At 69.6% G+C, this 18,461-nt stretch carries 18 protein-coding genes and 2 pseudogenes; 3 read left to right on the top strand and 17 right to left on the bottom strand.

The features are described 5' to 3' along the window. Positions 1–425: 425 nt before the first annotated feature. Positions 426–872, top strand: coding sequence for a hypothetical protein (locus AB5J56_RS00100; RefSeq protein ID WP_369228769.1), 447 nt, complete (start codon positions 426–428; stop codon positions 870–872). Between the two features lie 203 nt (positions 873–1,075). On the opposite strand, the gene AB5J56_RS00095 is transcribed toward AB5J56_RS00100, so the two are convergent. The 3 genes from AB5J56_RS00095 to AB5J56_RS00085 form a co-directional block, all read right to left on the bottom strand. Next, the gene (locus AB5J56_RS00095; RefSeq protein ID WP_369228768.1) at positions 1,076–1,978 is read right to left on the bottom strand and encodes a hypothetical protein; all 903 of its coding nucleotides are present in this window, start codon (positions 1,976–1,978) and stop codon (positions 1,076–1,078) included. A gap of 110 nt (positions 1,979–2,088) precedes the next feature. Then, on the bottom strand, positions 2,089–2,442 hold the full coding sequence (locus AB5J56_RS00090; RefSeq protein WP_369228767.1) for a hypothetical protein: 354 nt from the start codon (positions 2,440–2,442) through the stop codon (positions 2,089–2,091). A 164-nt stretch (positions 2,443–2,606) separates the two neighbouring features. Continuing rightward, positions 2,607–2,807 carry a hypothetical protein gene (locus AB5J56_RS00085; RefSeq protein ID WP_369228766.1) on the bottom strand — a complete coding sequence of 67 codons (201 nt, stop codon included), beginning with the start codon at positions 2,805–2,807 and terminating at the stop codon, positions 2,607–2,609. Between the two features lie 772 nt (positions 2,808–3,579). Between AB5J56_RS00085 and fxsT the strand changes: the two genes are divergently transcribed. Beyond that, positions 3,580–5,781 carry an FxSxx-COOH system tetratricopeptide repeat protein gene (gene fxsT, locus AB5J56_RS00080; protein ID WP_369228765.1) on the top strand — a complete coding sequence of 734 codons (2,202 nt, stop codon included), beginning with the start codon at positions 3,580–3,582 and terminating at the stop codon, positions 5,779–5,781. Here the strand turns inward: fxsT and AB5J56_RS00075 are convergent. Further along, a complete protein-coding gene (locus AB5J56_RS00075; protein ID WP_369243169.1) occupies positions 5,778–6,023 on the bottom strand; it encodes a hypothetical protein in 246 nt (81 codons plus the stop codon). The genes fxsT and AB5J56_RS00075 overlap by 4 nt on opposite strands. Before the next feature lie 21 nt (positions 6,024–6,044). On the opposite strand from AB5J56_RS00075, the pseudogene AB5J56_RS00070 reads away from it, so the two are divergent. Further along, positions 6,045–6,215: pseudogene (locus AB5J56_RS00070) on the top strand (polyprenyl synthetase family protein); the annotation flags it as partial. Between the two features lie 519 nt (positions 6,216–6,734). On the opposite strand, the gene AB5J56_RS00065 reads toward AB5J56_RS00070, so the two are convergent. From AB5J56_RS00065 to AB5J56_RS00005, 13 genes and pseudogenes are all read right to left on the bottom strand, one after another. Further along, entirely contained in the window at positions 6,735–7,955 is a 1,221-nt protein-coding gene (locus AB5J56_RS00065; RefSeq protein WP_369228764.1) for a hypothetical protein, read from the bottom strand. Next, positions 7,952–8,527, bottom strand: coding sequence for an RNA polymerase sigma factor (locus AB5J56_RS00060; protein WP_369228762.1), 576 nt, complete (start codon positions 8,525–8,527; stop codon positions 7,952–7,954). Before AB5J56_RS00060 ends, AB5J56_RS00065 begins: the two co-directional genes overlap by 4 nt. Then, the gene (locus AB5J56_RS00055) at positions 8,524–8,769 is read right to left on the bottom strand and encodes a hypothetical protein (protein WP_369228761.1); all 246 of its coding nucleotides are present in this window, start codon (positions 8,767–8,769) and stop codon (positions 8,524–8,526) included. The genes AB5J56_RS00060 and AB5J56_RS00055 overlap by 4 nt, the downstream gene beginning before the upstream one ends. Positions 8,770–9,016: 247 nt before the next feature. Beyond that, a pseudogene (locus tag AB5J56_RS00050) lies at positions 9,017–10,452 on the bottom strand (NF041680 family putative transposase). Positions 10,453–10,716: 264 nt separating this feature from the next. Then, complete coding sequence (locus AB5J56_RS00045) at positions 10,717–11,196, bottom strand: hypothetical protein (protein ID WP_369228760.1); 480 nt, start codon at positions 11,194–11,196, stop codon at positions 10,717–10,719. A gap of 507 nt (positions 11,197–11,703) precedes the next feature. Next, positions 11,704–12,105, bottom strand: coding sequence for a hypothetical protein (locus AB5J56_RS00040; protein WP_369228759.1), 402 nt, complete (start codon positions 12,103–12,105; stop codon positions 11,704–11,706). 141 nt (positions 12,106–12,246) lie between these two features. Further along, complete coding sequence (locus tag AB5J56_RS00035; RefSeq protein ID WP_369228758.1) at positions 12,247–13,407, bottom strand: hypothetical protein; 1,161 nt, start codon at positions 13,405–13,407, stop codon at positions 12,247–12,249. 48 nt (positions 13,408–13,455) lie between these two features. Further along, the gene (locus tag AB5J56_RS00030) at positions 13,456–13,635 is read right to left on the bottom strand and encodes a hypothetical protein (protein WP_369228757.1); all 180 of its coding nucleotides are present in this window, start codon (positions 13,633–13,635) and stop codon (positions 13,456–13,458) included. Next, positions 13,632–13,925: a hypothetical protein gene (locus AB5J56_RS00025; protein ID WP_369228756.1), complete on the bottom strand. Its 294-nt coding sequence runs from the start codon at positions 13,923–13,925 to the stop codon at positions 13,632–13,634. Before AB5J56_RS00025 ends, AB5J56_RS00030 begins: the two co-directional genes overlap by 4 nt. A 74-nt stretch (positions 13,926–13,999) precedes the next feature. Beyond that, positions 14,000–15,019: a hypothetical protein gene (locus AB5J56_RS00020; protein WP_369228755.1), complete on the bottom strand. Its 1,020-nt coding sequence runs from the start codon at positions 15,017–15,019 to the stop codon at positions 14,000–14,002. 523 nt (positions 15,020–15,542) lie between these two features. After that, complete coding sequence (locus tag AB5J56_RS00015; protein WP_369228754.1) at positions 15,543–16,544, bottom strand: DUF932 domain-containing protein; 1,002 nt, start codon at positions 16,542–16,544, stop codon at positions 15,543–15,545. 194 nt (positions 16,545–16,738) lie between these two features. Continuing rightward, positions 16,739–17,236 carry a hypothetical protein gene (locus AB5J56_RS00010; RefSeq protein WP_369228753.1) on the bottom strand — a complete coding sequence of 166 codons (498 nt, stop codon included), beginning with the start codon at positions 17,234–17,236 and terminating at the stop codon, positions 16,739–16,741. A 68-nt stretch (positions 17,237–17,304) separates the two neighbouring features. Beyond that, complete coding sequence (locus AB5J56_RS00005) at positions 17,305–17,652, bottom strand: hypothetical protein (RefSeq protein ID WP_369228752.1); 348 nt, start codon at positions 17,650–17,652, stop codon at positions 17,305–17,307. Positions 17,653–18,461: the final 809 nt, after the last annotated feature.

Genomic DNA, 18,461 nt, shown 5'->3' with positions numbered 1-18,461 from the left:
CCCGGCTCGCCAGGCTGTTGCAAGGGGGCGCCGGTGGTGAGCAGGCGGACAACGGCCTGCGGGGACGGGTGCGCGTCGAGGGCGTCGGACATGGCGCAGGTCTCCATGGGCGGCGGTGAGTGGTACTGGTCAGCGGGTGATGCGGGCCCTGGCCTTCTCGGCCTGGGTGTGGACGGCGTCGGTGTGCGCGGCGGCGCGGACCTGATGCCTGGAGGACGCATTCGTGGGGATGCGGGACGAGTTCCTCGCGCAGCCGCATCGCGAACCGCCGTGGGTGGACCCAGAACGCTGGGAGCGAGCTCTCACACAGGCGATGGTGGCACGCGGCAACTTCCATGCCGCAGCGATCCGTACGCTGCGCACTCCGCCCAGTCCAGAAGAAGAAAGAGGAAGAAGGCGAGCTGTATCCCCGTCATGATCGTGAAATGAGCAGCGACGGAGCGAACGACATTCGCCAGTGGGGGCGATCTCTGTTCGAGCGGCAGCAACGCCCGGTGACATGGGCTGGCCACGTCCTTGAGGCCGCTTCGATGAGTCTGGGCAGGGCTCCTGAGATCGAGGCGGCCCTGGAGATGGCGGCCGACCAAACGCAGTGGGGTCGTGGCCGCGAATTGTTCGACCTTGTCCGCCGAAGCAGTCTGGGCATGGAGGACCGCCCCGCGGAACAGCTGTTCTTCCGACTTGCTGAGCTGGTCGGCAAGCTCGCACACAACGCCGCGGGACCCTTTCCGCACTTCGACCATCACGCCGGCTGGCAGATCGGGCCCATCGCCTACCGCCTTGCTGCCGAAGTGCAAGACCCGGCACTCCAGGACCGGCTCGCTTCCGCGCTGGGGAGCTGGCCGACGATCGAGCCTGGGACCGCACCGTAAGTAGCCTGCGACGTCAAAGGACAAGCTCAGGAAACGGCGATGGCCGGTGCCGCGAAGCCGTGCGGCTTCGCGGCGGAGGGGTGGCTGGCCTCTCCATGCCGGCCATCGTGCGGTGTCTGGCCCGCCGGGAGTTCGTCGTTCCCTTAAACCAGAGGCCGCGGTCTTACGGTATCCCGCGTGTGACGCGGTTCGGTGCGCTGCAGTCAGGGCGCCGGGGAGCGGCGGGCGGCCAGCTCCTCGAGGCGGGAGCGTTTCCAGCGCTGCTGACGGGGGCGGCCGCCGCTGCCGCGGCGGTATTCGTATCCGTCGGGCTGCTCGAGGTCGGGCAGGAGCCCGTGCCCGAGTGCGCTGATGAAACTGTCGGCGTTGCGGTATCCGAGGATCCGGGCTGCTTCGGCGGCGCCGACCAGGTCCTCGTTCTCGTCCCTGCCGACGGGCGGCAGCACGCCGCGCTTGCGGGCGGCGGCGACGATGGTGGCCCGGCGCCACTTCTTGCGCGCCGGACCGCGGCTGCCTTCCTTCTTCTCCAGGGCGTCCGGCTCGGGCAGTTCGGGGATGCGCCCCTGGTACAGGGCGCTGGAGAAGGAAGCCGGACTGCTGTAGCCGAGCAGGACGGCGACCTCGGCCGTGCCGAGGAGCTCGTCGGGATCGCCGTCTGCCGAGACCTCAGGCCGCGGAGCCGCCAGCGCGGAGCTGCGCCGGCCCTTGCCGGGGCGGTTGGCCGCCCAGGTGACGATCGTGCCGCGGCGCCACATCTGGCCGTCGGCATCCTCGTCGGGCGCGGGGAAGTAGTCGGGCCGGTCGCGGAAGTAGGCGTCGATGGTCGACGTGCGGGTGTACCCCAGAAGCTGCGCCACTTCCCGCTTGGTCAGCAGCTCGTCCTGGTCGGCCTCGAGTACCGCGGCCGGCAGCGTGCGCTTCTTCGGCGCACGCTGCGCGAAGAATGCGGCGACCTCGGCGTGGTGCCAGAACCGCTTGCCGTCCCAGCGGGCGACCTCCGGGAAGCCGCTGTCCGGGTTGTTGCTCCACTCGCTGATCCGGGACTTGCTCGTGCCGAACTCGGACACGATCTGCGCGGTGTCCACGAGCCGCTCGGCGGGAGACATCTGGGCCCCTTGGGAAGGATCGGCAAGGCGGTGTCGGCGCCCGGTCGAGCGTGACAGGTTCGATAATGCCAAAGGTGATGGGTTCGTGTCCAGCTCAGCGCGAGAGGAGGCTACTGGAGTTCTTCGCCAAGAAGGCAGACACCGAAGAGCGTGGCGCGTTCTTCTAGCTCCGTGTAGGCCATCGCGGCTGGCACGGCATCCCAGGTCGCGAACGCGAGCGCGGACACCGCCTCGTCGCGTGTCATCCCCTGCTCCCACGGCGCGCCCGCGGCAGCGCACCGCTCGGTGAGCTGGTCGTCGGACAGGGGCGCGGCCTCCCGTCGCACGCCGGAATGGACATCGGCGACGCCTTCGCACCAGGCGCGATGGCCGCTGGCGAGAAGGTCCTGCAGAACGTCCCGGTCACTCAGGTGCTGGGCTCTGGCGGCGAGGTCGAGAAGCAGGGCGGTGGGGTTGGTGTCCATGGTCATCTCCTTCATCCACTGTAAGGGGGCGTGTGCCGGGCCGGGGCCGAACAGGTCGGTCCGGACCCACGGGGGTGTCAGTTGTAGGCGGTGTAGCCGCCGCACCGTGCACGGCCGTTGTGCCGGGCCATCTCGGGTTCCTTGCGGGGCTTCCTCGCCAGCGTCTACCGGACCTGCTCCTGCAGGGCGGTGAACTCCGGGCCGTCGTCCGCGCAGACGACTCCGGGGTCGGGGGCACCGCACGTCGCGGCGTGCCGGGTCAGGTCGGTGATGTGCCAGTCCGCGCGGAAGCTGTCGCCGCGCACCTGCTCGACCTCGGCGTACAGGTCGGCCAGCCGCGGCCGCCGGCCAACCGAGAGCAGCACGTCGCGCTTGGAGGCGACGACGCACAGTGAGCAGGAGCACCGGAAGGTTCCGGATCAGTCGCCCGCGCCGTGCGCGGGCCGCCCATGAACGTCTTGCCCAGTGGCGGGCGCAGAACCCGCAGGTACGCCACTAGGCCCGGGCCAGTATCGCGCCAGTCCGGGGCCGCATCGCCGATAAGCCGGCGGCCATCAGATTGATCACGGAGGCCGGTCAGAGCTTCGGAGTGGTGCAAGTGGCCCTAATAGTTGCGAGCGAGACGACGGTGGCGCATGAGTCAGCCGAAGGACCATTCGGCTCAACCGTCTTGGCATCACCGTGAAGCTCTAGGTGCTGGGGGGTGGCGCTGGGGGAACCAACGATGCGGCCGCAGATTCCAGGCCGCTGACGGGCTGGGGCGGAGTAACGGCTTTGCGCTGAGCCGTAGTTGAGGTGGTGGATGGCTGGGTACGGTCGGGATGTGGTGTCGGCCTGATGGGAGCGGCGGTGGCGCAGCGAAAGCCAGTTGAGGGCATTACGGAGGCTGGGGCCGTTGGGGCCGTTGGGGGCGACCGGTTCGACTTCCGCCATAGCACCTTCCACGGCCCTGTTGCGGGTAGGGTCGACCATCACGTCCACGCGGCATCCCGGCCGCCAGCTTCGTGGCCACATCAAGTCGGGACGATCCCTGCACAGGCTGGCTGTTTTCAGGCCCGTGCCGAGACTGCCTGCCTGATCGAGGTGCTCTCCGGCGGTGCGATCTCGGTCGGCACGCAGCCCTCACCAGCGGGAGTCATGGTCGGGCTGGGTGGGGCTGGGAAGACCCAACTCGCTGCCCACTATGCGCGCACCGTCTGGCAGAGCGGCGCCCTGGACGTGCTGGTCTGGGCCACTGCAGCAACGACCGCCGCCGTCATCACGTCCTACGCGGCGGCTGCGGCAGAGCTGCTCGGCAGCCCCGCCCCGACCGAGTCCGAGCAAGCCGCCGCCGCGTTCCTGGCCTGGCTGGAACCCAAAGCCGGCCAGCGTTCCTGCCGCTGGCTAGTGGTCCTCGACGATGTGACCGACCCGGACCACCTCAGCGGCCTATGGCCGCCGGCCAGCCCCACCGGCTGCACGCTGGTCACCACGCGCAGTCGCGAGCCCGCCCTCACTACAGGCCGCCGGCTCATCCCGGTCGGCGTCTTCACCCCCGCCGAATCACTCTCCTACCTCAATGCCGTCCTCGCCTCCCACCACCTGGCCGAACCTGATGACGACGCGGCCGCCCTCGCCCACGACCTCGGACACCTCCCCCTGGCGTTGGCCCAAGCTGTCGCCTACATCGCCGAACTTGCCGATGTGGGAATGAACTGCGCCCAGTACCGGCAGCTGCTGTCCAGCCGCACCACCCCACTGGGCGACACCGCGCCTGATCGTCGGCCCGACGGCCAACCGGAGGCCGTGGCTGCGACCTGGGCCCTGTCCATCGAACGTGCGGACGCCCTCAGGCCCGCGGGACTGGCCCGCCCCATGCTCCAACTCGCCGCGTTTCTTGATGCCAATGGCATCCCCGAGACCATTCTGAGCAGCACCCCGGCTCGCACCTACCTCGCCCAATACCGGACAACGCACGCCAATACACCATCCGCCGCTGACGTGCCGACCCCGCCGGCAGGCTCAGCTGACGACCCCGGCGCAGCAGATCACCAAAATGTCAGGCCCGTGCCCGAGCGGTATGCACACATGTCGTTGAGCGCACTGCGCCGACTGAGCCTGATCGACTACACCCCGAAAACTCAGGGCACCGCGGTGCGCGTCCACCAGCTCGTCCAACGCGCCGTCCATGACACCCTCGCCGCCCCCCAGCGCTACGCCGTCGCTCGCGCCGCCGCCGACGCCTTGTTGGCCACCTGGCCCGATATCGAACGCGACACCGCACTGGCACAATCCCTGCGCGCCAATACCACTGCTCTCGCCATCTGCGCCGAAGACGTGATCTACCAGCCGCACGCGCACGCGGTGCTCTACCGGGCCGGCCGCAGTCTCGGCAAAGCTGGACAGGTCACCGCAGCCCGCGACTACTTCCGCCGGCTCACTGCCACCACAACCCACCGTCTCGGGTCCGACCACCTCGACACCCTCACTGCCCGGCACGGCTTCGCTCGGTGGAGAGGCCAGACAGGTGACGCAGCCGGAGCCGGGGCCACCTTCGCCGAGCTACTGGTCGATATGGTGCGCGTACTCGGCCCCGATCACCCGCAAACCCTCGACACCCGGCACCACCTCGCCTACTCATGGGGACAGTCGGGTGATGCGGCTGGGGCTGCGACCGCCTTTGCTGAGTTGCTGGAGGACCGGGTGCGGGTCTTGGGCCCCGACCACCCTCACACCCTCGGCACCCGGAGCAACCTCGCCCGATGGCGGGGAGAGGCGGGTGATGCGGCTGGGGCTGCGACCGCCTTTGCTGAGTTGCTGGAGGACCGGGTGCGGGTCTTGGGCCCCGACCACCCTCACACCCTGACTAGCCGGAACAGCCTCGCCCGATGGCGGGGAGAGGCGGGTGATGCGGCTGGGGCTGCGACCGCCTTTGCTGAGTTGCTGGAGGACCGGGTGCGGGTCTTGGGCCCCGACCACCCTCACACCTTCAACACACGAGCCAACCTCGCCTACGCGTGGGGCCAGATGGGAGATTCGGTCCGGGCCGCAATGGCCTTCGTGAAACTATTGGAAGACACGGTCCGTGTGTTGGGCCCCGATCACCCCTCCACGCTCATCACCCGGGAAACTTTGGCCGAGTGGTGGGGCGAGGCGGGGGACGCAGCCGGGGCCGCAACCGCCTTGGCTGCACTGGTGCATGACATGGTGCGGGTACTAGGCCCTGACCACCCCCGCACCCTCACCAGCCGCAAGAGCCACTCCCGGTGGCGCAGGCAAGCAGATTCGGGGCAGACGGATGACCGGCCAACACGAGTGGGCTGGAAAGCCTTAATGATCTTCCTGCTGTCATTGGCCTAAAGCCGCCACCAGTCGGTTTCCGGCGGTGCGGCCGGGGCGTGGCGGGCCGATCCGGCCCGGTGAGCGGCTGGCGGCACGGGGACGGCCGTTGCACGCGGGGCCCGTTCAGGGGCGTGTCCGGCGAGGACGGCGGGCAGGGTGTCGTCGATGTAGGCGACGTGGTGGGCGAGGTCCACGCCGACCTGGGCGGAGTCGAGATGGAGCAGGTCCGCGCGGAGGGCCAGGTTGCCGGTTGCGATCACGTGGACGGCGTCGGTGAGGTGATTCTCGCGCCCCTGCAGCTCGGGCTCCTGGCCGCGGGCGAGCAGCCGGCGCTCTTTGAGAAGGAGCTGCGGGATTATGCACGGCTGGTGGGGATCTGCGGGTAGATGCGCGACGACTACCTGGGTCTGTTCGGGGACGCGTCCGTCATGGGCAAGCCCACCGGCACCGAGGGGGCGTGCCCTGATGGGGGACGAGCTGGTAGTGCCGGGCGGCGATTATCCAGGCCTCATACCGGTCGGCGGGCCGTCTGCTGCGGGCGGCGTGCCTGTCGTGGGTGGCCTGCGTGGGGCAGGGGCAGGACGGGTCGGTGCAGGGGCGGCCCGCGGGGTGGGAGGCGAGCACCGGGCGGGTGCAGTAGTGCGCGGCGGTGCCGTTGAGTATCGGGCAGTTGGCGTACGGCAGACTCCGGGTGCAGCCCGGGCTCGGGGGAGCAGCCCTGTTGCTGGTCGGCGCGGCACTCATGGGACGAGCAGTCCGCCGACGAGCGACCGGCCTAAGAAGCTGTGTCACTTCCTCTTTGCGCAGGTCAAAGCGATCAGGATGGGTAGGGCGCTGGCGGTACCGTTCGGGAGAGCGTCATGACGACGTCTCGGTGAACGGGATGCCCGGCCTGGAACGACGGCCATGCCAACGGGGCCCAAGCCATCCGTGAACTCCCTGTCCCGGGCGCCGCCTGCTTCCAGTACGTCTCACCGTTCGGCGTGGTCGCGGATGGTGGCGGTGCCGGACCGGACGATCCAGGTACCGCTGCCGGGCAGGGTTTCGTCCGAGCGAGTCTTGAGGTCTTCGACGTCGATGGCGGACGGCCACTGCGTGGTGTGTTCGGACCAGTGGACACCGCTGAGGTCAATGCCGGTCAGGTCAGCGTTGCTCAGGTCCGTGGCGGTGAAGTCGTCGAGGAGTGCGTGCAGCGAATCTTCGTCGAGCACGAGGGGCTCCCGGCGGAGTGCCAGGCTGATGGCCCGGCCAACCTCGGCGGTACGAATGTCGACGATGAGGTCGAAGGCGGCGGCAAGGTCGGGGTCGCGGCCGAGGTCGAAGGCGCGGTCGAGGTCGCGGTCGAGGTCGAGGGTGCGGGCGAGGTCGAGGATGCGGTCGCGGCCGAGGTCGAAGGCGCGGACGAGGTCGACGGCGCGGCCGGGGTCGCGGTCGAGGTCGACGGCGCGGCCGAGGTCGAGGTCGAGGGCGCGGGTGCGGGTGCGGTCCAGGTCGAGGTAGAGGTCACGGACGAGGTCGACGACGAGGGCGAGGTCGCGGTCGCGGTCGCGGGTGCGGGTGCGGGCGAGGTCGCGGGCGAGGTCGAAGGCGCGGGCGAGGTCGCGGGCGAGGTCGAAGGCGAGGTTGCGGACGCGGACGAGGTCGACGGCGAGGTCGAGGTCACGGGCGCGTGCGATGTCAAGGTCGCAGGCGTCGGCGAGGTCGCGGACGAGGTCGCGGACGAGGTCGCGGACGAAGTCGCGGACGAAGTCGCGGACGCGGATACGGGCGAGCGGGCGGACGCGGGCGGCGTCGCGGACGAGGTCGCGGACGAGGTCGCGGGCGCGGGCGCGGGTGCGGGTGCGGGCTTGGCTGGCTGTTTTGACGTCGGAGTTGTTGCGCAGGGTCATGCGCTCGGCGGGGCTGAGTGCGCGGAGGAGTTCCGTTGTGTCGGTGTGGTGGTGCGGCGTTTCGTGGGTGGCAGCCGGTGGGGCTGGGGGGGCGGGGAGGATGGCGGCAAGGCCGGCTTCGGTGTCGAGGACGGTGTCGAGGTTGTCTGTGGCAGTGTCGTGGTGGGAGTGGAGGAGGATTTCGCGCAGGCCTGCTTCGGTGTCGAGGAGGTCGTCGAGGGCGTGGGTCAGGGCGTGTTGATGCTGGGTGAGCCAGTGATGCGCGGCCTGATCGTGGTCGTTGGGTCCGGAGCGGCGGGTCACTGTTCCTCCTCCCGTGCCTTGAGGTAGGCGGCTGCGGTGCGGCGGGCTTTTTTCAGGTTGGCGCGTACGTTCTCGGCCGGCAGGCCGAGGTGGTCGGCGATGTCGGTGGGGGTGAAGCCTGCCAGTGTCCAGGCCATGGCCTGGCGCTGCTTCATCGGCAGACTGCGGAGCAGGGGTAACGCGTCGTGCTGGGCCTCCCATTCCGCGATGGCGTCGGGGCGGGGCACCAGGGAGGTGGGTTCGGGGAGGTCGTCGACGGGTTCTTCGGCGGAGGCGATTTTGCGCACAAGTGCGCGTGAGGCGGCTTTGTGGACCCAGGCCTTGGGATGGGTGATGCGGTCCCAGTTGCGGTAGGCGTCGGTCATGATCTCCTGGGCGATGTCTGCGGCCACGTGAACGGCGGCGCCGTGGTTGATCAGGAAGCCGGTCAGGGGGCGGATGTTCCCGCGGTAGAAGGCGGAGAACTCGTTGTCCGCCTGCTGCCGGGCATGGTGGCGTTGGCTGGGCGGGCCGGGGGGTGCGGGCGCGGCCGCAGGGCGGTCGGTGCTGTCCGCCGGGTCATGGGTGCTCACGCTGCCTGGTCCTCCCCTGGAACCGGAGTGCGGGTGATCTTCATGTGCAGGCGGTGGCCGTCGCCGTCCCGGTCATCGATCTCCACCTGGCCGTCCGGAGCCGCCGTCTCGGTGACCTGGAGAAGGTATCGCTGCCGCTGCTGTTCACGGCGTGCCCGCCAGCGCAGGCGGATCCAGAGTGCCAGCAGTGTGCAGGCCTTGGCGATGACGGTCGAGATGATGACGGCCGTGGTCGGGTCCATCAGTGATCCCCCTTGCTCGTACTACGGACTCGTCCTTTGAAGCCGGGCAAGAGTTAAGGGGGCGAGAAGCCTATGATCGTGAACTCATGGGCCGGATAAATTGAAATCGCGGGTCCTCGCGCTCCCGGCGGGCCGATCCCCATGCGCCGCTCAGAAGCTCTGCCGGCCTTGACGTGACAGAACCCTGCTGCCCGGAAACCTGACCTGTGCAAAGGGATGTGACACAGCTTCTAAGCTTGTTCTTTATCTACCAGGATCTGCCAGGTCGGCCGATGGCCTTGAGGGTCTCGGGGCGTTTGACGGTCTTGCCGACGTCGTAGCGGGGTGCCCGGTGTCTGTTCTTGGCGCCGGGTGGCCGTCCGGGGCCGGCACCTCGGAGTTTGGGAACTCGGGTCGGGCAGGCGAGGTGAGCGCGGATGTTCCTGAACCCCCGGCGGACTCGGGCCGGGGTGAGCCGGTCGGGTGCGGCGGGTTTCTCCCAAGGGCGGCGGAGATCTTCGGCGAGGGGCCGGGCGAGCCGGAGCTGGGTGTGGGCGACGATCAGGATCCAGGTCCAGCGGTCCGCGGCTTCGGAGTTTCGGTGTGGTCCAGCCGAGGGTCTGTTTCGCGAAGCGGAAGGTGTGCTCCAGATCAAAGCGGCGGAGAAATGCCTGCCAGAGACGGTCCACGTCGTCCGGGGTGGCGCCGGTCTTCGAGGACCATAACCACACTGGCGGAGCGTCTCGTTCCTTCGATAGGTGCTCGACCTTCAGCCGGATCAACGTGCCCTCAACCAGGGGTAGTTCACCGTCGTGGTCGAGCCAGGACGAGCGGTGGGTGAGCCTTGGGTGGACTCGGTCCCACGCCTGGGTCTCGGCCTTGCCGTAGTTGGTGGTGTCCGTGACCGTGGTGATCGCGGGCTCGGGCCAGGTCTCCGGCTTGATGAAGCGGAACTCCGGGCCGTGCTTGGGCGGCCGGCCGTTGACGCCGTGCATCCGCGGTGGTTTCGGTAGACGCATGACGCGGTCGGAGCGGACTCGGCCGACCACCTCGACGGGCAGGTCGCGCAGGACCCAGGCCAGGCGGGTGACGTCGTAGCCGGCGTCGCTGACGATCACGATATGCGGGTCCCCGGCCTGCCACTGGCCCGCGGCGATGAGCCGCTCGACGACACCCCGCAGCTGGGCGGCGGTGACCGCGGTCGCGTCGTCCACCGGTCCGAGCCGGACCGCGTCCAGGATCGCGGTCCAGGACGTGGCGCCAGGCTCCAGCACGGCCACGAAGGGAGTAGGGCCAGCCCGGAATGAACTGCGACGCCGTCTTCGCACGGCCGTAGACGTGGCAGAACAACCGCTCGGCCGAGCACGGCGCGTCCGAGCGAAGCCACGGCGACACATCGACCGCCAGCACCAGGCGCCCGCCGTCGAAACGCGGCAGCGACAGCCCGGACAGCACCGTCCGCAGCCGATCCATGTCGATCCGGCCGTGATTGAGACCGCCGTACATCGCTCCGTGCCCACGACGATGCTCGGGCAGCAGCGTCAAGTCCACCGGGGACTTCACCGCGCCGTCCGCACACAGCACCGCATCGGTCAGCTCGAACAATTCGTCGCGCCGAGCGGTCAGACACTCGTAGAACTCGCCTCGGAAGCGTGACGCTTCCGCGAACGCTTCCCTCCGGACAGCAACTGGCAGCAGACTCACCCTCACGGCCTTCGTCGTGGTCACGTGCACCTTGGTCGGAGCACAGGATCAGACGAAGGCCGCCCCCACGTCCGGCGAATCCCCAGGTGAGCGACTCAGTACGAGACACCGTTCGAGGCCGGAAGAAAAAGAACAAGCTAAGCAGCGCACGGGTATCGGCGCGGTCATCGAAATCACGTTCCCTTCCGGGGAATTGCTCGAAGAAGGGGGGCGGCGCCAGGGCGGAGCGGCAGGGACCGCGGTGATCCGCCCGGGCGGCCAGGGTCAGACGATGCGCTCGACTTCCTTGAGCAGGTCCCAGGCGTCGCTGTTCAGATCTGTTCCGGAGATGGTCGGGTCGCCGTTGGCGTAGGCCTCGTCGTGCTCCAGCAGGGTGCGGACCTTGGCAGCCAGCGCCTCGACCGCCCTCAGCTGTGCGGCTCCTGGCCACTGCCAGATGCCGCCCTGGACCGCGGTCCAGCGGCATGTGCCGTCGGTGTTCCACTCGACCATGCGCTGCCAGGCGCCGTGTTCCGGTGTGCGGCGGATGCCCGGGGTGTGGTCGGTCGGCTGGAGCCGCCAGTCGTGCGCACCCTCCAACTGCGGGGCTTCACCGGCGTGATGCAGGGCCTGGAGGACGTCGGCCAGCGGCGCCCACAGAGCGGGTGGGGCGGTCGGCAGCTGGGAGGTCGTGGGTGGCTCGTCGGCGGTGGGCGGCCCGGTCACGCTGCTGTCGGGGCTGGACGCGGGGTTGTTGGGAGACATGGCGGACCTCGGGTTCGGTGGGGAGGGTCCGGGCAGTGCTCATTGCACTGCACGGACCGGTGGGCTAGGGGCGGGATGATGTGTCCGTGAGTTCGATGCACGAGGCCGGGACCTTGGCGATCCGGCACCGTGTCTCGTCGTCCGCGATGCGGAACCGGGCGTTGCTTGGGTCCCGGCGCAGCTGGTCGGTGGAGTCCTCGTCCAGCAGGAAGTCGAACCGGCTGCCGGTGCGGTTGGGCTGATGGACGGTCCCGGTCAGTCGGCGCAGGCAGGCCGGGGTGATCGTGGTGCTGATCGGGCGCTTGTCGGCGTCCAGTTAGATCAGGCGCGCGGCGGCCGCCTCCTGGACGACGGCGACGGACGCGGTGTCGGGCAGTCCGCTGATGAAGGCGCGACCCTCGGCAAGGGTGGGTATGAGTGTGTCCCTTCTCCTGTGAGGTGAGGGGCCGGGCGCTGGCACGCCCGGCCGGGAACGGGTTCGAGTGCCTGGCGACGCAGCTGGACCGGTCAGTTGTCGGGGTCGCCGGTTCGGTCGGCACCGCCATGCTCGCGGGCGCAGGCGAGGATGACGGCGACCAGCGCGGCGGTGTCCTCCTCGTACGGGAGGTCCTGCGTGCAGGAGTCGTAGAGCACGTCGCAGCCGCCGTCGGTGTTGTTCAGGCATGCCTGCCAGCTCTCGTGCTCCCGGATCGGGTGGTGGGTGCTGACGTCGTGGCCCCGTATGTCGCCCTGGTCGGCGGCGGTGCCGCTGAAGGTGACCTCGGCGCCGTCGGCGAGCGGGATGCAGATGTAGGTGCCAGCGCTGTCGCGCCAGGACAGGCAGCGGATGCCTGCTGCGCGCAGCCGGGCGAGTGGGGCCGTCGCCACCTCTTCCTCGGCGTTGGGGTCGTGCGTCGGTGAACCGGTCACGTTCCGCCTCCTCGGTGAAGCTGGCTCCCGCCGCCCTCCTCTGGGGCGGCGGGTGATTCAGTGCGGCAAGTTCCATAATACTTAAATGAGGGGATGGGGCAACCGGATTTCTCAGCGCTGCCTCATCCCCGAACGCGTCGATCAGGGCCTGGTAGGTGGGCTGTTGTGCGTGACGTGGATGCCGTCCGTCCTGACGGCCACGGTCCGGCCGGGCTTGGTCAGGAGGCGTGCGTAGGTCTCCATGTCCTTGTCGTGGCGCTCGACTTCGCGGTCGGGTGCCTCCAGGCGGGCACCGGGCCGGATCGACCCCCAGGGCTCCAGCAGTCGTGCCACCTTGGCCGCACCCGGCTGCGGGCTGGGAAAGATGTGGAATCCCGGTGTCTGGGTGTAGTCGACGTCGCTCAGGCCGTAGGGCATGTGTCCGGCGGTCGCCAACTCCACAGCCAGAGCACGGAATCGCTCCTCTTCGATCAGGTCATGCGACATCCCCGGCAGGTTCATGGACACGACCTTGGCGCGCCGGGCGGCGTCCTCTTCTCTGTTCGCGCCGTCGGCGATTGCGAGGGCCCATTCCCGGTCGCCGTACGTGCGCGCGCAGGCGCCGGTGAACTCGTCGACGAGGTCCCACTCTTCGCCTCCGGTGGCAGGGGCGATGCGGAAGCGGGTGTCGGAGGGCTCGGCCGGGGGTTCGGCGAAGAACACGTAGCCGCTGCCGTGGGGCTCCGTCGTCGCCAGTCCGGCTCGGCGCAGGGTGTCGGCCAGGAACGGTGCCACGGCGCGGGAGGGCCCGTCGAGGGTGTGCCACCAGGCGACGGCGCACCGGTCGCTCCACCCCAGCGGGCGGCGTACGGGCTGTTCGGAGATGGCCACCGCGCCCTGGGGGCGGTCGAGGAATCCGGCGAGGGCGGTGTCGGCGCGTTGGAGCGTGGCCGGTTGCGGGGCGGTGTGCTCGCGCAGCTGGGCCAGTGCGGCGGTGTGTGCAGGCAGCAGCCGTCGGCGGATGTGGCCGACCGTGTGCCGGGCCGCGGCCGTGGCGCGGGCCTCGGTGGGGCGGGGCTGGGGGAGTGTGCTGATGGTGATCGGCTTGACGCCGATGCCGTGCACGGCGGCCTGTTCGGGCAGGACCGCGGTGACGGTGATCCGGGTGCGATGGCGGTTGAGGGCGAACTCCAGGGCGCGGCCGTCGGCGTAGATGATCCGCATGCGGCCGCTGTCGCTGTCCTGCTCGGTGCGGTCGGCGCCGAGCTGCTCGGCAACCGCGCGCGCGAGGGACTCAAGGCCAGCGGGGGTGGACAGGTCCATGAGGGGCCTTTCTTTCGGGAAGAGGGCTGGGGACTTGGGGCGGTGCGCCTACGGCGCAGGGGGCTTGGCATCGCGGTGGGCGTCGTGGCGCTCGGCGTCGGCGCGGGCGTCCTCGGCGGTGTATCCGGTGTCGCACCAGGCCTGGCAGAGCTGTCCCGGCGGGGCGTGGCAGGTCTCGCAGCGCTCGTCGAAGTCCGCGGGCTCAAAGGGCGGCGGTGGGATGCTCATGCCGGGACGTCCTTGATGCGCTGCGCCACGGCGCGGGCGGACAGGACCGGCGTGGTCGTCATCAGCGCTCCGCAGGTGGCCGCCCAGATCTGCCCCGGACTGGACGGCGAGATCTGGAAGTTGGTGGCCGGGCTGATCCGCCATGTGCGGCCGTGCGGGTCGGTGACGGTGTAGGTGAGGTACTGCGGTGCGTCCTGGCGGCCGTTGTCGCTCCAGGCGAGGCCGGCGGCGGTGAGGGCGCGGCCGAGGTCGGCGCAGCGTTGCGGGGTGGCGTGGGCGAACGTTGCCATGGGTCATCTCTCCTCGTGATCAGGGGCGGGGCCCGGGGCGGCCTGGCAGTGGGCCGCCCCGGGGAGCGGCCGTCCTACGGGCGGGTGACCTCGCGGTGGATGCGCTCGCTGGTCTCGCGTGCCTCCTGGCGGGCCTTGTCGGCTGCGGCTTCCGGGCTGGCGGCGTAGACGATCTCGATGCTCCCGAACGCGTTGTCGGCGTCCTCGCGGTACTCCTCGCACAGATCGGCCCGTTCCTCTGGATCGGCGGGGGCTTCTTCCACGTGCCAGATGTCGACGTCGTCCCCGCCTTGCCACTGCCCGACCACGAAGTACGGGCGGTCCCGCTTCTCCGGCCCGGCGGGCCGGGCCAACCCCTCGTACTCGGACCGGAAGTGCGCCAGGCGGCGCGCCTCGGCGTCGGCTGCACGCGCGCTGATCGCGGCCCATTGCGGCAGGTACTCGGCGCGGTGGGCGAGGCTCTCGCGGTGCGGCAGCAGCAGGAGCGCGAGCACGGGGTGCGGGCGGTCGGTGAACCAGCGGGCCAGCGTCCACCAGGCGGCGAGACTGCGGGTGGCCTGGATCCGGTGGGCCTCGGCATCCTGCCGGTAGCGGTCCTGTGCCCGTTCCGCGTACGAGATCATGGCGTCCAGCCACCTCAGCAGCTGCGGGGTGCCGTGGCATCGGGCCGTGTGCTGGAGGCGTGCGAAGTCGCTGCGCGCGGCGTAGTCGGCGGCGCACGCGCGCAGGATGGAGGTCAGCGTCCGGGCTGCCTGCTCGGGTGCGGGGCGGCCGTCGGTGTCGACCAGGGACACCGGTCCCTGCCACCCCCAGGGCACATCGGCGCAGTGGGCCAGGACCCGGACTGTGCTGCCCTGATAGGCGCGGCCGCGGATGCGCACGAGCGGCTCGGCGGGCAGCGCGCGTACGGCGCTGGCGGATCCGAGACTGGCCCGGACGGCGTCGAACTGATCCCACCGGGCGGGGCTGTGGGTCGCGGTCACGTGGACGGTTCCCCGGGCGGCACCGGTGAGGGTGTAGAGCACGCTGCCGGTGGTGTCCGCCTCGGACGCAACGGCGCGGACGGTGCCGGACGGGGTGGCGATGGTGATCACAGAGTGTCTCCTCACAGGGCGTACAGGAATGGGGAGTTGGCGGGCGGCCCGGCCTTCGCCGGGGCCGGGCGGTGGCCTCAGCCGGTGACGGACGGGTCCGGCAGGAACGGAGCGGGGTATGCGCGGGCAGACGGGCGCTGAGCTGCCCTCGCACGGCCGTACGGCGGCCGTGATCGCTTCGTCTCCGGGGTACGGCGGTCGGCGCGGGGCGGGCTGGTCGGGCTGCGGGCTCGGCCACGGTGGCTCCAGCGGGGCGACGTGTGGGGCCGGGCTGCGCGCGGGAATGGCCTTCCGCAGGGCGGTGGGAGGGCGGTGGGTGTCGAGCTGCTGGGCATCCGCCGACGCGGCCTGGGCGCAGGAAGCGGCGGCCGTGTTCTTGGCGCGCGGTCTGCTCCGCTGCCGCCACACGGCAGGGGGCGGGCCGGGGAGCGCTCCGCGCTCGGGCGGGGCGCCCTCTGCGGGCCTGCGGGGGCCGGGCGGGCACCCGTGGGGGAGTCGGGGCACCCGCCCGGCGTTCAGGGGGTCAGACCGTGGTGAGGGCGAATGCCTTCTCCATCAGGTCGTTCGCCGCTCCGCTGATGACCCGCTCGGCGCGGGCCTCCGCCTTCTCGGCGTCGGTCTTGCCCTGGGCCGGGGCAACGTGGTTGGCGAACTCGGTGAGCGCGTTGTAACCGGCCCACCGCGTGCCCCGGATACCGGCCTGGGTGTCGGCGTGCTCGAACAGATTCGAGATCGCCCCCCAGCGCTGGCGCTGGTTGGTCTTGGCGCGGGGGCTGTCCGTCTTGAGCGGCCAGAGCTCGTCGACGACCGAGCGCAGCTCGTTGAGCGTCATCTCAGCCTCGATCATGCGCTGTGCGGCCTTCTCGAACTCCTCGGCGTACCGGAACGTCAGACCGAGCGCACTGCGGGCCTGCGAGATCCGGGCCTTGGCTCCGGCGGTGTGGCGGACCACGAACGAGGAGCGGGCCCCGTGGATGGCTGCGCGCAGGGTGTTCGCGCACACGACCCGGACCGGCGTCACGATGATCCGGAACGCGCTGCCTCCGTCGTGGCTGTTGGACGCCGCGATGTACAGATCTATGTCGTCGTTCCCGCCGATCGTGAGGCCCTGCGGCATCCTCATGGTCAGGAACACCCCACGGCCGTCCCTGAGCGATCCGGCAGTTTCGAAGTGCGCGCCGGACTCGTCGGCCAGCAGGTTGAGGAACTCGGCGTGCTCCTCGTTCTGCACGGGGTGGTAGTCGCTGCCGACCACTCCGAGGGTCTGCGTGCGGCCGGTCTTCGGGTGTGTGCGCGCGGTCGCGAAGTGCTGCGAGACCTCCACGGGCGTGGTGCCCTCGGGCGTGATCTCGGTCGCGGTGAGGGGGAGGAGTCGCACGTTCCAGCCGGACAGCGACGCGAGGTGCATGGCCTCCTCGGCGGTCATCGCGCCATCGGTGACGGTGCCGAGCTTGTGCCAGGCGCTCGTGTTGGCGGACGCGAAAGCGGCGGTGCCGTCGGTGAACTGCTCGATCTCGTGAGCCACTTGGGCTTCCCTTCTGGTGACGAACTCTCGGCGCGTCCGGTAGGGGGCCAACCCTTCCGAACGAGTTCCATAATACCTAACTCCGAGGATGGGGCAACCAATTAACTCTCCGGTGCGCCCCACCCCCAGGGCGGCCTGCTGACTTGTGGTTACGGCTGCGGCGGCTTGTGCCGTTCCTGCCGAACGGGGCGGGCCTACCGCTGCCAGTGCTGCGGCAGGGCCGTGACGCTCCACGTGTGGACTCCGGTCAGTGCGGTGATGAACGCGCCGTTCCTGTACTCGCTGAGGCGGTAGAGCACGGACTCTCGTCCCCGGAGGTCCAGTTCGCGCTCAATGCGCGTCACCCAGTACCGCCCGTGCGCGCGCTCCTGCGAACCGTGATAACTGACCAACTGCCCGATGCTGGCTCCGCTGTCCGCGTGCATGGCGGCGGACAGGTTGCTTAATGCCGTACCGAACGTGTGGGGAGGCAACGGCACGTCGGTCAGCGCGGGCCCGGTGTGTCCGGTCCGTACGCCAGAGATCCATCCCGCCTCAAACAAGGGCCGGGCCAACTCGCGTACGTCGTACGGGAATTCGGCGTTCTCGGGGAGCAGGTCTAGGGCGGCCTGGAAAGCGGCCTCCATCTGCTCTCGCTCACCCTCGGTCGCCGGAATGGCGCGGTGGGCGGGCTCAATGCTTGTCACGCTCACGGTGACTTTTCCCTTCGGCTGAGGTTGCCCGGGGGGCCCGGTGAACCGGACCCCCCGGGAATTGCCTTCTACTTCAGTCCGCGTGTCCGCAGAAATTCGCTGATGCGGAATGCAACGGCACGCACCGAAAGGGATGCGCCTCGGAAAGTTCCGAGAATGCGGGGCCCGGTGTCGCTGTCGTGAATGATGTGGAACTCAAACCCCTGAGCGACCGGCAGAAGAATGCGAACGGGACCGGCCGTGGTGTCGAACCGAATCGACGTGGTGTTGTCGTCCTGGTTGTGCTCGATGACAGCGTCCCTGAGCAGTTCCGGGCGCGGGAGGAAGTTTGCGATCCGGCGGGCCTTTTGGGCCTGAGGGGTGTTGATCTCGCCCGTACTGGAAGTCACCTTGCCTGCAGTGATGACGATTTCCACGCTGAGACCTCTCTGTTGACGAACCTTCGGCGACGCCCGGTCGGGGGCCAACCCTTCCGGACGAGTTCCATAATACCTGGATGCTGATCTGTGGCACTACCTCATGCGCAAACTCCTGCACTACCTCCTGCGTCATCTCCTGACCTCGCCCCTGGGGCCGGCCTTTGAACGCCGCTGGTCAGGCTGCCTGTTGGTTGTGGTTGGGGTTGCTGACATCCCCTCTGCTGCCGCTCTCCCTGCCCGAATGAGAAAGAAGGGGTGGGTGCGGGCGTGGGTGGCGCGGCGGCGTTGGGGATCGGGGCGGGGTTGGTGTGTTGCGCGTCGGCCGGGGCCTCCGCGCTCTGCGGTGGGGCCCCGGAGGGGCCGTGGACCGTGTGGGCGGTCCGATGGTCGGCCGGTCTCTCGGGCTGCGTCTGCTCCTGCCTTCTCCTCGGTCTGCCGGTTTCCCCGGGGTGTAGGTCCTGCCGGAGGCAGGACCTACACCCCGGGGAAACCGGCCCAACATCCCTTGCCCCGAAAGGAGTTGGGCCCCGGAGGGGCCCCTTTCCTTTCCTGGGTATTCCGTGATTTACTTATCTCACACGGAATACCAATTCAATTCCCCCTGCTTTTAAGGGAATCGGAGATTCCCCAAAACCAGCTCCGTACAACACACATAACAACCCATCAACTCAAACCCCAACTACTCACCCACAAAACAAAACCAGCGCTTTTCGTGCCGGAGGCACACCCGCCTTTCGTGCCGGAGGCACGCAAGTTATGGAATGGCCGGAGGCCAATTCCATAACTCCCCGCCGGAGGCGGGTAAT

This window comes from Streptomyces sp. R21 (assembly GCF_041051975.1).
Lineage (GTDB): Bacteria > Actinomycetota > Actinomycetes > Streptomycetales > Streptomycetaceae > Streptomyces.
Note: the sequence above shows the minus strand (reverse complement) of the source record. Positions and strands in the feature narration are given on the sequence as shown.